Source organism: Candidatus Pelagibacter bacterium nBUS_28 (assembly GCF_051200915.1).
GTDB lineage: Bacteria > Pseudomonadota > Alphaproteobacteria > Pelagibacterales > Pelagibacteraceae > Pelagibacter.
Genome location: NZ_CP172844.1, coordinates 959,861 through 972,670, shown reverse-complemented (window position 1 = coordinate 972,670; position 12,810 = coordinate 959,861). Strand labels below are relative to the sequence as shown.

Annotated in this window: 11 protein-coding genes; 5 read left to right on the top strand and 6 right to left on the bottom strand. The window is 30.7% G+C overall.

Going from position 1 to position 12,810, the window contains the following annotated elements; translation table 11 throughout:
• Position 1 precedes the first annotated feature (1 nt).
• From ACIJYC_RS05200 to ACIJYC_RS05175, 6 genes are read right to left on the bottom strand one after another with little or no spacing between them, the layout of a single operon-like run.
• Positions 2 to 1,447, bottom strand: coding sequence for a protein adenylyltransferase SelO (locus ACIJYC_RS05200; RefSeq protein ID WP_435165214.1), 1,446 nt, complete (start codon positions 1,445 to 1,447; stop codon positions 2 to 4).
• A 5-nt stretch (positions 1,448 to 1,452) separates the two neighbouring features.
• On the bottom strand, positions 1,453 to 4,221 hold the full coding sequence (gene fdhF, locus ACIJYC_RS05195; protein WP_435165211.1) for a formate dehydrogenase subunit alpha: 2,769 nt from the start codon (positions 4,219 to 4,221) through the stop codon (positions 1,453 to 1,455).
• Positions 4,221 to 5,876 (bottom strand): NADH-ubiquinone oxidoreductase-F iron-sulfur binding region domain-containing protein, encoded by a 1,656-nt coding sequence (locus ACIJYC_RS05190; RefSeq protein WP_028036619.1) that lies wholly within the window; start codon positions 5,874 to 5,876, stop codon positions 4,221 to 4,223. Before ACIJYC_RS05190 ends, fdhF begins: the two co-directional genes overlap by 1 nt.
• 18 nt (positions 5,877 to 5,894) lie before the next feature.
• Positions 5,895 to 6,734 carry a formate dehydrogenase accessory sulfurtransferase FdhD gene (gene fdhD, locus ACIJYC_RS05185; protein ID WP_435165208.1) on the bottom strand — a complete coding sequence of 280 codons (840 nt, stop codon included), beginning with the start codon at positions 6,732 to 6,734 and terminating at the stop codon, positions 5,895 to 5,897.
• 3 nt (positions 6,735 to 6,737) lie between these two features.
• Positions 6,738 to 7,214 carry an HPP family protein gene (locus ACIJYC_RS05180; RefSeq protein ID WP_435165205.1) on the bottom strand — a complete coding sequence of 159 codons (477 nt, stop codon included), beginning with the start codon at positions 7,212 to 7,214 and terminating at the stop codon, positions 6,738 to 6,740.
• Positions 7,214 to 7,612: an iron-sulfur cluster assembly scaffold protein gene (locus ACIJYC_RS05175; protein ID WP_435165202.1), complete on the bottom strand. Its 399-nt coding sequence runs from the start codon at positions 7,610 to 7,612 to the stop codon at positions 7,214 to 7,216. The genes ACIJYC_RS05180 and ACIJYC_RS05175 overlap by 1 nt, the downstream gene beginning before the upstream one ends.
• Before the next feature lie 42 nt (positions 7,613 to 7,654).
• Between ACIJYC_RS05175 and mobA the strand changes: the two genes are divergently transcribed.
• The 5 genes from mobA to ACIJYC_RS05150 are packed head-to-tail and all read left to right on the top strand — an operon-like array spanning position 7,655 to position 12,809.
• Positions 7,655 to 8,263, top strand: a complete 609-nt coding sequence (gene mobA, locus ACIJYC_RS05170; RefSeq protein WP_435165199.1) for a molybdenum cofactor guanylyltransferase — start codon at positions 7,655 to 7,657, stop codon at positions 8,261 to 8,263.
• Positions 8,256 to 9,509, top strand: coding sequence for a molybdopterin molybdotransferase MoeA (locus ACIJYC_RS05165; protein ID WP_435165196.1), 1,254 nt, complete (start codon positions 8,256 to 8,258; stop codon positions 9,507 to 9,509). The genes mobA and ACIJYC_RS05165 overlap by 8 nt, the downstream gene beginning before the upstream one ends.
• Before the next feature lie 51 nt (positions 9,510 to 9,560).
• On the top strand, positions 9,561 to 10,466 hold the full coding sequence (locus ACIJYC_RS05160; protein ID WP_435165193.1) for a DMT family transporter: 906 nt from the start codon (positions 9,561 to 9,563) through the stop codon (positions 10,464 to 10,466).
• A 4-nt stretch (positions 10,467 to 10,470) separates the two neighbouring features.
• The gene (locus tag ACIJYC_RS05155; RefSeq protein WP_435165191.1) at positions 10,471 to 11,688 is read left to right on the top strand and encodes an aminopeptidase P family protein; all 1,218 of its coding nucleotides are present in this window, start codon (positions 10,471 to 10,473) and stop codon (positions 11,686 to 11,688) included.
• A gap of 8 nt (positions 11,689 to 11,696) precedes the next feature.
• On the top strand, positions 11,697 to 12,809 hold the full coding sequence (locus ACIJYC_RS05150) for a serine/threonine protein kinase (protein ID WP_435165188.1): 1,113 nt from the start codon (positions 11,697 to 11,699) through the stop codon (positions 12,807 to 12,809).
• Position 12,810: the final 1 nt, after the last annotated feature.

Sequence of the window (12,810 nt, the reverse complement as noted above, 5' to 3'; positions counted from 1 at the left end):
TTTAGGTTCCACAAAAAGTTTGGTAATTTTGGTTTTTAGATGGTGTTTGAAATTTTTCAATATTAACTTGTTTTGTATAAGGTTTTTTTAGAATAGATAATAAATCATATATTGGTTTTAGATCATTATTATTTGCAGCCTCTAAAGCTTCCTCTACTTTATGATTTCGAGGAATAACAAAAGGATTGTTTTTTTTCATAAGTTCTAAAGAATTTTCTTTATTTCCACCATTGATTAAAATTCTTTTTTCCCAATTCTTAGACCAGTCTATAAAATCTTTATCTTCGTATATTTGATCTTGAATAGAACTAATGTTCATTAAATAGCAAAAAGTATTAGTATAATCTGCTTGATTTGATTGCATCCAATTTAATAAATTATTGATTAGTTCTAAATCATCTTTGTCTTCACCAAATAAACCAAGTTTATCCCTCATCATATTTAGCCATTTTATTTCATAAATATTTTGAAAATTATCAATGATTTCAGTTGCTATCTTAATTGCCTGATCTTCATTTTTATCAATTAAAGGTATTAAACACTCAGCTAATCTTGCTAAATTCCATTTGGTAATAGGTGGTTGATTTGAAAATGAGTATCTACCAAATTTATCTATAGAGCTAAAAACTGTTTTTGGATCATAATGATCTATAAATGCACATGGACCATAATCAATAGTTTCACCTGATAGAGTCATATTATCTGTATTCATTACTCCATGAATGAAACCTACACGCATCCAATTGATAACAAGTTGACATTGTTTTTCCATTACGAGACTTAATAAATCTAAAGCTTTATTTTTAGAAGATTGAATTTCTGGGTAATGTCTTTCAACTGTGTAATCTAATAGAGTGGTTAAATCATTTACATTTTGTTTGGCTGCAATATATTGGAAAGTTCCAACTCTTATATGACTGGATGCTACTCTAGTTAATATTGCACCCGGTAATAAATTTTCTCTTACCACTTTTTCTCCAGTACTAACCACAGTCAAACTCCTTGTGGTAGGAATGTTCAAAGCATGAATTGCTTCACTGATAATATACTCTCTAAGCATTGGTCCCAAAACTGCACGACCATCACCACTTCTTGAAAAAGAAGTTCTACCAGAACCCTTGAACTGTATGTCAAAACGTTTGGTATTATTGACTAAATGCTCACCTAGAAGAACTGCTCTTCCATCACCAAGCATTGTAAAATGACCAAATTGATGACCAGCATATGCTTGAGCAATTGTGTTTGTATCATTTGGTAAAACATTTCCTGAAAATAGTTTTGCTAAATCTTTATTATCTATTTTTGAAAAATCTAATTTTAAGTCTTCTGCTAGTTCCTCGTTCAAAATTACTAAATTTGGATCGTGTACAGGAGTAGGTTTTATTTCTTCTCTAAATGTTTTAGATAGTTTTAAATATGTATTATCAAAATGCCAACCGATGGTCATTTTGATTAACTAACTTCTGCTTGATTTTTTTTAGGTTTAACTTCGGTTTTAAATTGATTTGAAATTTTTTGAACTTCAACAGAAGAAACTTTATATTCAGCGCACATAGTTTCCTCATCTTTACCATGACCTGTAACCATATTGACCATATGTTCTGGAAAATGAAATGTCGTAAACACAATTCCTTCTTTGACCTTATCTGTTACTTCTACTTTTAAAGCTACCTCACCTCTTCCAGAGTATAGTCTTCCAATATCACCAGTATTAATATCTCGATGTGCTGCATCTTTAGGGTGAATTAAAAGAACATCTTCATCAACAATATTTATGTTTTTAGTTCTTCTTGTCATTGTAGCAGCATTATAGTGCTGAAGAACTCTGCTTGTTGTTAAAATTAAAGGATAATCTTTTTTGTTATCCTCAATTTCTGTCGACTCTTTCCAATCAAAATTCTTAAGCTGTCCTTTTCCTAATTTAAATGTTTCAGTATGAAGAATTTGTGTATCAGTTCCATCTTCTTGAACTGGCCATTGTAATCCTAACTTACCAAGTCTTTCTCTTGTCACTCCTTTAAAGAAAGGAACAACATCTGCAATTTCCGATAAAACTTGATCAGCATTATATGTAGGTTGATCAAAACCTAGTTTTTGCATCATTTCTGTCACAATTAATCCATCAGGTTTTGTTCCTGGTAAAGGTTCAACAGCTCTATTTACTCTTTGAATTCTTCTTTCAGTATTTGTAAATGTACCATCTTTTTCCAAGAAAGTTGTACCAGGCAAAACAACTGTCGCAAGTTTTGCTGTTTCACTCATAAAAATTTCTTGAACAACTAAAAGCTCTAAAGAATTCATCGCTTCAACTACGTGTGCACTATTAGGATCAGTTTGAACAATATCTTCTCCAATAATCCATAGACCTTTTAATTCTTTATCAATTGCTGCTTCAAACATTTGTGGAATTTTTAATCCAGGTTTAGTCGGATGTGTTACTCCATATTTTTCTGTGTAGAATTTTTGATTGTTTGCATCTGCTACCTCAAAATAACCAGCACCTTGGTGTGGTTGACAACCCATATCAGCTGCACCCTGGACATTGTTTTGACCTCTAAGAGGGTTTACTCCAACACCTCTTCTTCCAATATTTCCAGTAATCATTGCAAGATCTGCTATTAGCATTACAGTTTTTGAGCCTTGTTGGTGTTCTGTTACCCCTAAACCATGGAATTCCATAGAATTATGTGCTGTTGCATAAGCAATTGCTGCTTCTTTAACAAGCTGTTTATCTACACCTGCAACTTTTGCTAAATGATCAACATCTTGTCTTTCAATCTCTTTAATAAAATTATCAAAACCTTCGGTTCTATCTCTTACAAAATCTACGTTGTGTAGTTTTGATTTAATGATGAAATGCAACATCATATTGAGAACCGCAACATTGGTTCCAGGTCTAAGTTTGATGTGATAATCTGCAAGTTTAGCAAGCTCAGTAGTAATTGGATCTAGTACAATTAATTTCTTGCCCTTCATTACTTGTTGTTTAATTTTTGCACCTGTCACTGGGTGTGCGTTAGTAGGGTTGGCGCCTATTACTAAAAACAAATCAGCAAAATAAATATCCTCTGTAGAATTAGTTGCAGCTCCTGTTCCAAATGTTTGTTGCATACCCCATGCTGTTGGTGAATGACAAATTCTTGCACAACAATCTACACTGTTAGTTCCAACAGCAGCTCGTATCATTTTTTGAAAAACATAGTTTTCTTCATTAGTACATCTCGCTGAAGAAATTCCTGCAAACGCATCAGGACCATTATCATTAGTAATTCTACTCATTTCTTTTTTGATAAAGTCATAAGCTTCATCCCACGATGCTTCTTCAAATTTTCCATTTCTTTTGATTAATGGAGTTTTTAATCTGTCAGGGTGATCATAAAAACTAAAAGCGTATCTTCCTTTAATACAAGTATGTCCTGCATTTACTTCTGTTTCTTTTGGAGTATCTATAGCAACAACTTTGTTATCTTTGATTGATGCTTCTAAATTACACCCAACTCCACAATAAGAACAAGTTGTTCTAACTTTTTCATCTACATCAGCAGATTTTGATTTAAAAACATCAGAGATTGCATCTGTTGGGCAAGTATGTGCACAAGCTCCACAAGATACACAAGAGCTATCACCAAACATCATGTCATTGTCTGTTGTAATTTTAGATTCAAATCCTCTACCACTCATTGTTAAAACAAAAGAACCTTGTATTTCATCACACGCTCTAACGCATCTTCCACAGTTAATACAATTATCTAAGTTCATTCTCATGTAATCATGAGAAGTGTCTCTTGGAATTCCTTTGTGCTGCTTTGGACTGTTATATCTATGATCCGAAATACCCAAATCATTAGCAACTGTTTGAAGTTCACAATTATTATTTACTTCACAATTATCACATTCCATAGGGTGATCTGTTAAAACTAATTCAACAATATTCTTTCTAAGACTTGTTATTGCTTCATTGGATGTAAAGATATGTTGGTTTTCAGCAACTGGAGTATGACAAGATGCAACCATTCTTGTTGGGCCATCTTTTTCTAAAGCAACTTCAACCGAACAAACACGACAAGCACCATAAGGAGCTAAATTTGGATCATCACAAAGAGTTGGAACTTTTTTTTCTCCAACATAACTTTTAACAAATTTTAATATAGATGTGTGATTAGCACCAATTTCATATGGTTTACCATCGATATAAGCTATTTTTCTTTTTTCAGAACTCATTAATTATCTTTCACCATATCATTTTTCATTTCGTCTCCAAAGTACTTAAGAATATTCATAATTGGAGTAGGGATAGCCCCACATAAAGCACACAAACAGCCTTTTTGCATTGTTACAAGCAATTCGTTAAGTAATTTAAGGGGTATTTTAGCAGTTCCTTTCTTTGCTTGATCAAACATTTCTTTACCTCTGTATGAACCAAGTCTTCCAGGGAAACATTTTCCACATGATTCTTCTGCTGAAAATTCAAACAAATGATGAATATATTCAGACATTGAAAAATCTTTTGGAATACTTACAACACTAGCGTGCCCTAACATAAAACCTTTGGCAGTAAATTCTTGAAAATCTAAATTTAAATTATCAATTTCACTTAATGGTACAACACCACCTAATGGACCACCAACTTGAAAAGCTTTAATTGGTTCTTTGTACCCTCCACCAATTTCATTAAATATTTTTTTCATTGGTGTTCCCATATCAATTTCATAAACACCAGGATTATTAAAAAAACTATCAAGACAAACAAGTTTTGTTCCTGCAGACTTTTTATTTCCTATTGCTGAAAATTTTTCAGGACCATTTATTAAAATACCAGTTGCAGCTGCTAAAGTTTCTACGTTATTAACAACCGTTGGTTTCTTATACAAACCTTCTGTAACTGGAAATGGAGGTCTTACATCTACTTCAGCACGTCTTCCTTCAATAGATGCAATCAAAGCAGTTTCTTCTCCACAAATGTAAGCACCTTGACCAATACAAATACCTAGATCGAAAGAAAAATCCGTTCCTAAAATATTATCACCTAATAGATTTAATTTTTTAAGATCATTGATACAGCCATTGATAGCTTCTATAGATTTTGGATATTCTCCTCTTATATATAAAACACCTTCATCACTTCCAATGACCATTCCACATAACACCATACCAAAAATAACTTTTAGTGGTTGATCTTCTAATAGGTATCTATCTGAAAATGCACCTGAGTCACCTTCATCAGCATTACATAAAACATATTTTTTATCTCCTTTTGCTTTACTGCAAAAATCCCATTTCATTCCTGTTGGGAATCCAGCACCACCTCTTCCGGTAAGATTTGATTCTAATAGAGACTTAATAATTTCTTGTTTGTCTGTTTTTAAAAATTTATTTAATTGATCTTTAAATTGATCAGTAGATGATAACTTATCATCCATTAAAAAACTCGTTGTTGCATAGCTTTTTGAAAAAAACTTATCTTGTTTGATTTCTTCACCTTTTAAAATTTGATCAATTTTTTCTATGTCTTTTCCTGCATAGTTTTCACCATCATAATGAAATGCATTATTTTCATAGCAATGCCCTAGGCAAAACATTTCTCCAACTTTATCGTCACCTAATTTTTCTTTCAAAGTATCTTTTAATTTTTCTTGTGTACCAGCACACATGCAAGCACTTCCATTACAAACAAATGCTTTTTTTTCTCTGTGTGAAGGTCTTAAAAATTCGTAGAAACTCTCAGCGCCATGAAGAGTTGAAACTCCTAAATTATGTTCTTTAGCAATTTCTTTAATATCTTTAGGATTATTGCTTAATGTATTTTCAGAGATTTGCTTAAAAAGATTGTCTTTTAAGCCTATTCTTCCTGATAAATTACTAATGTTTTTTGACACAATTACCCTTTTTTTTAATTAGCTCACAATAACTTTTTTGTTATTTGTGTAAATGTTAAAACTTTCCCTCTTTACGAAACCTATAAGGGTAATGTCAAATTTATTCGCTAAATCTATAGCAAGACTAGTTGGCGCACCAACACCTATCATAATTCCAATATCTGTCATCAATACCTTTTGAACAAGTTCAAAATTTAGCCTTCCAGAGCAAGTTATGAATTGAGTTAAGGGATTAATTTGCCCATTAACTAAAGTACAACCAATAAGCTTATCTAAAGCGTTGTGACGACCCACATCCTCTTTAACAGAGATCAAATCACCGTTGTTGTTAAACAAGCCACTCGCATGAATGCCACCAGTTTTACTGAATTCAGATTGATTTTCTCGAAGGATGTTAGGGGATTTAATTATTACTTCTTTAGATATTTTAGGCTGATCTGGATTTGTCTTATTTTGTTTTATAATCTCTAATGCATCTAATGAAGACTTGCCACAGACACCACATGAGGAGTTTGACATAAAATCTTTTTTAATTTTTGAGATGTCAATATTTTCTGAATTATTTAAAGTTGCTAAAATTTTATTTTGAATGTTGTATTGACCAACCTTATCACCAAAACTTTCTACAGTATCAATATCTTTAACATCTTTTATTAATTGTTCGTTGAAAAGAAAACCTCGTACTAAATCTTTATCATCACCAGGAGTTCTCATCGTAATAGATAATATTTTTGAAACCCAATTATTGTTTTCTTTAAATTTTAATGAAATCTCTAAGGGTTCTTCAATAGAAACTAAATCCTCAAAATTTTCAAATTTATTAGAATTAAATTTTAAAACTTTATACTTAGAGTTCATAAGTTATTTTAAGGGATAATTTTTTTTAAGAATAAATTTATTAATTAAAGTAGCTAATAATAAAATTATAATACAACCAAAAATTATTGGGCTAATCAAATATTCATAAGAAACACTTCCAATAATTACTATAATTGGATTTCCACCTGCTGGGGGATGAACTACATTTAATAAAATCATTAATGAAACCCCGGCACCTACTGCAAGAGCGATGTTCATATAAATTGGTAAAGGTATATAGTTTACAAAAATTATCCCAACTAATGCTGTTAACAGATGGCCAAAGAAAACATTTTTTGGTTGAGCAAATGGACTTTCTGGAAAACCAAATAATAAAACCATAGAAGAACCAAATGAACCAGCAAGAAAATACCCTAGTGTACTTTTATAAGTAAGAACAGTTAAGACACTGATTGTAAAAGCTGAAAAAAAACCTGCAATCAATGCTTTCTGTAATAGTGGTTTAGTAATTTTAATCATTAAGTTTTTAAAGCCTTTAAAACTGTTCTAAGTGGAAGCAATAAACAATCTTTTCTTGCAATATTCTTTTTATCAAAAATTTCTTTAAAATCTTTCCAATGTTTTTCTAAAATAGTCTTTACATCCGTAAATAAATTTTCACTTGATAATGCAAAAGACTTAATTTCTTCTACATTTTTATCTTTTATTTTTCTTGAGAGTAAACTGACTGAGGCTTGGCAATAAACACAAGATTTACATTGATAACCCATATCTTTTACAATATCGTCTTTAACAACTAGGCTAATTTCCATCTCATCACCACATAAAGGATTTTTGTGTTTTGATTTATGTGTAAAATTTTCTAGGATTTTATTGTTATCAGTATGAGACGCTATTTCTAAAATTCTAAGATCCATTATATTTCTTTAATTAAAGTCTTAATGTTTTATATTTTGTAAATGGATCATAGCAAGATTTTAGGTGTAGTTCTAGCAGGCGGAAAGTCCCTAAGATTTGGGGAAGATAAGTCCCAAGTAAAATTAAAAGATAAATCACTAATAGATTATGTTTTATCTGAAGTTATAGATGAATTTAAAGAGCTATTAATTATATCCAATAATTCAATAAAATTTCAAAAATCAGAGAAGATTTCAGTCATTAAAGATTTTAAAAATAATTTAGGGCCACTAGGAGGTGTTTTGACAGCAATGAAGTGGATAAAAGATAATAATAAAAATTACCAATGGATATCTACTTTTCCAACTGACACTCCATTTTTTAAAAAAAAAATATTAAAAGATTTTTATGACAAAGTAAGTCTTCAAAAAAGTAAGCTTTTTTTTATTAAATCCAATAATACGAGACACAATATATTTGGTCTATGGTCTATTGATTTAATTGATAAATTGGAGGGTGATTTAAATAAAGGAAATAGAAAAGTCGAAGATTGGGCAGATAGTGTTGGGGTGGAAATAATTAATATGAAATTTGATAAAAATGATCCATTTTTTAATATAAATACTAAAGAGGACCTTGAAGAAGCTAAAGTAAATTTATTAAATGATTAATTACCAAATAGCAAAAAAAATTTTAAAAAAAAGTATCATCAAAATCAAAGATGAGAAAATTAAAAGTGTTAACTCTTTAAATAGAGTTGCTTCAGCAAATATTTATTCACGCATTGATTACCCATCAGGGAACAATGCAGCTTTTGATGGTTTTGCAATTAATTCAAAAGATACAAAAAATATAAATAAAAAAATAAACCAAAAATTTAAAATCATAGGATCCATTGCAGCAGGAGCAAGACCCTTTAAGAAAATTGTAAAAAGGTTTGATGCAGTTGAAATTATGACAGGAGGTATCATTCCAAAAGGTTTTGATACCATCATCCCAATTGAAAAAATTGTTTTTTCTCCAAGTATTAAAAATAGAAAATATATTTTAATTAATAAAAAAGTGGATAAATTTAATCATGTTAGGTTTAAAGGATCTGATTATAAAAAAAATGAAATTGTACTTGAGAAAAATTCGATCATTCAACCTAATCATATATTAACATTTAAAACCCTTGGAATTAAAAACATAAGTGTTAAAAAAAAAATAAATATTTTATTTTTTTCAACTGGAAATGAAATATCTAACCAAGATAATACCCCTGATTGGAAAGTTAGAAATTCTAACTGTCATTATATTAAAAATTTAGATCAAAATTTCTTATTTAATTTTAAGAATGGGGGCATCTTAAGAGATAGTCATCAAAAAGTTTTTAAAACCAAAATAACTAAGATGTTAAAATCTAGTACTGATATTATTATTACTTCAGGTGCAGTTTCAGCAGGTAAATTTGATTTTGTGCCAGATGTTATTAGATCTTTTAAATTATCAAATATTTTTAAAGGTGTTGCAATCAGACCTGGCAAGCCAGTTTTGTTTGCAAGGATTAAAGATAAACAAAAAGTAATTTTTGGATTACCTGGCAATCCAATGTCTTCTGCAGCTTGTTTTAGATTTTTTGTTTATCCTTACATTGCAAATGTGATGGGTATTAGTGAGGAAAAACCTATTAGCGCTATTTTAAAAAATGATTTTATTAAAAAGAAGAATTTCACAAGATTTGCTAAGAGTAAATTAAACACAACTAAAAATGGAAAAATCGAAGTTGAAATTTTAAAAGGACAAGAGTCCTTTAGAATTAAATCATTTGTTAAATCAAATATTTGGGCGGTATTACCAGCTGGTAGATCTAAGTTTAAAAAAGGTCAGATTGTTGATTGTTTTTTTCCAAATCACATTAATCAATCCTTAATCTGATAAATGTCATTTTTGTTGTAGTTAAAACTTTTTACAATTAAACATTTGGATATGATTGAGCTTAAAAATCCTAGAATAGCAGTACCGGTGGTTTTGTTTGCTGGCCTTGTATGGTCTTTTGGTCCTTTAGTCGTTAGATATATGAATGATCCTCAATTAATTCCTTGGCAGTATATCTTTGGGAGAGGCCTTACAATATTTATTCTTTTGAATTTATATTTGTTTTTTGAAGAAGGAAAAAATTTTTATAAAAATTATTTTAGAATTGGTTTATCTGGCTTAATAGGAGGGTCAGGCTTAGGTGTTGCAATGATTTCTTTTATGTTTTCTATAACCAATACTAGTGCAGCAATTACTTTATTATGTTTGGCAGCTATGCCTTTTTTTACTGCATTATTAGCTTTTTTATTTTTAAGAGAAAAAATTTCTTTAAATGTATGGATATCAATAATTATTGCGACAGTTGGTATAGGAATAATGGCCATAGGTAATAGCTCTGAAACTTCTTTAATTGGATTTGTCTTTGGTATGACTTCATCTGTTGGTTTTGCAGTTTTCTCTGTATCACTTAGATGGCGTAAAGATACACCAAAGTTTACAACAACTGCATTTGCAGGCTTATTCTGTGTAGTTTTTTCAACAATAATGATTTTTTATAAAGATTTAAATTTCTTTTCAACAAGCTACAACAGTTCATTATTTTCTTTACATGGAACATTAGTTTGTTTGGGATTAATTTTGTACTCAATCGGTTCAAAAGCTATCCCAGCAGCAGAATTAACTTTGTTATCTTTGACTGAGGTAATTGGAGGAATTTTTTGGGTTTGGTTACCTTTATTTGGTATTAACGAGATACCAACAACTAATACTATTATTGGTGGTTTTTTTCTTTTTATATCTCTTACATATTACAGTTTAGTAATGAGATGGAATAAAAGATATATTGGATTAAATTAATTTTATGGAAAGACCAGATTTTTTTTCACTAAAAAATGGGGAGAGAGTTAAACTTCCTTTCTCAAATTCTGAATACGACAGAAGAGTAAATAATTTGAGAAAAATAATGGATAAGAATAATCTTGATATGGTTATTTTAACTTCAATGCATAATATTGCGTATTATACAGGTTTTATTTATTGTTCATTTGGTAGACCTTATGGTTGTATTGTTACTAAAAATAAAATTTCAACAATTTCAGCTAATATAGATGCAAGTCAACCTTGGAGAAGATCTCATTGTGATAATGTTATTTATACAGATTGGAAAAGAGACAATTTTTTAAAAGCTATAGTTTCAATTATTGGCAGAGACGATCCTCCAAAAACAATTGGACTTGAAAATGATCATGTGACTCTAGATATGAGAGAGAAAATAGGATCTATTTTTACTTTTTCTGTTTTTAGTGATGTTTCAAAAGATTTAATGGAACTTAGAATGATTAAATCAAATGAGGAAATTGAAATTATTAAAAATGGAGCAAGAATTGCTGATCTAGGTGGGGAAGAAATAGTTAAGAATATCAGAGAAGGAAATACAGAAATTGAAATTTCTATAGCTGGACGTGACTGTATGGAGCGAGAAATTGTTAAAACTTATCCTGATGCCGAATATATGGATACGTGGGTTTGGTTTCAATCGGGTATTAACACCGATGGTGCACACAATCCAAAAACTAATAAAAAGTTATTTAAAGGAGATATTTTATCACTTAATACTTTTCCAATGATTTCTGGATATTATACAGCATTAGAAAGAACATTATTTTTAGATCATGCTGATGATGAAAGTCTTAAAGCTTGGGAGGCAAATGTTAAAGTTCACAAACGTGGTTTAGAATTAATTAAGCCAGGTGTTAAATGTTCTGATATTTGTCACGAACTTAACGAATTATTTGCTGAACTTGGATACTTGCAATACCGAACATTTGGCTACGGGCATTCGTTTGGAGTTCTTTCACATTTTTATGGAAGAGAAGCTGGACTAGAACTAAGAGAAGATATTGACACAGTGCTTGAGGAAAATATGGTTGTTTCAATGGAGCCTATGATTATGATTCCAGAAGGAAATCCTGGAGCTGGAGGATATAGAGAGCACGATATATTAGTGATCGGTAAAGATAGTGCAGAGAATATTACAAAATTTCCTTTCGGGCCTGAGCATAATATAATAAAAAACTAATATATTTTATGACTGATAAAACTATCGTTAATAGTTGGAATGAATGGGATCCATTAAAGCATGTAATTGTTGGTAGAGCGGATGGAACTTGTATACCGGCTCCTGAACCAGCACTTGATGCTAAAGTTCCTGAGGATAGTGACATGCGTGGTCAATTTGGCCCAAGAACTAAAGACACAGTTGATAAAGCAAACCAACTACTGGATGATTTTTCAAATATGCTCATTAAAAGAGGAGTTAAAGTAGATCGTCCTACTCCAATTGATTTTAATAATAAAACTTCGACACCTGATTGGGAAGCTGAAACGATGTTTGGTTGTATGCCTCCAAGAGATGTTTTGCTTACAGTTGGAAATGAAATTTTAGAGGCAACAATGAGTTACCGTTGTAGATGGTTTGAATATCTTTGTTACCGACCTTTGCTTCAAGAATATTATAACCAAGATCCAAATATGAGGCACGAGTCTGCACCAAAACCAAGGCTTACAGATAAAGATTATCGAAAAGATTATTTGTCAGATAAAATCGGCATTCAAAAAAGATTAGAGTGGACTGAAGATAAATTTTTTGTAACTACTGAAGAAGAGCCATTATTTGATGCAGCGGATGTGCTTAGATTTGGAAAAGATCTAGTAGTTCAGCATGGTTTTACAACAAATTTAAAAGGAATTGATTGGTTAAAAAGGCACTATAAAGATCACAGAGTTCATGCTGTTAATTTTCCTGGTGATCCTTACCCAATTCATATTGACGCAACATTTACTCCAATTAAAGAAGGGTTAATAATTAATAACCCACAAAGAAAGTTGCCTAAGGAGCAAAGAAAATTATTTGAAAACAATGGTTGGGAAATATTAGATAGTGCTCAACCAGCGCATAATGAGCCACCTCCTTTATGTTATTCGTCTACTTGGTTATCAATGAATGTGTTAGTTCTTGATCCTAAAACAGTTTGTGTTGAAAAAAGTGAAGTTTATCAGCAAGAGCAATTAGATAAATTGGGAATGGAAGTTCTCCCTGTAGAATTAAGGGATGCTTATGCATTTGGAGGAGGCTTACATTGCTGTACAGCAGATGTTTATAGAGAAGGAACTCTAAAAGATTACTTTCCAAAACAATAAA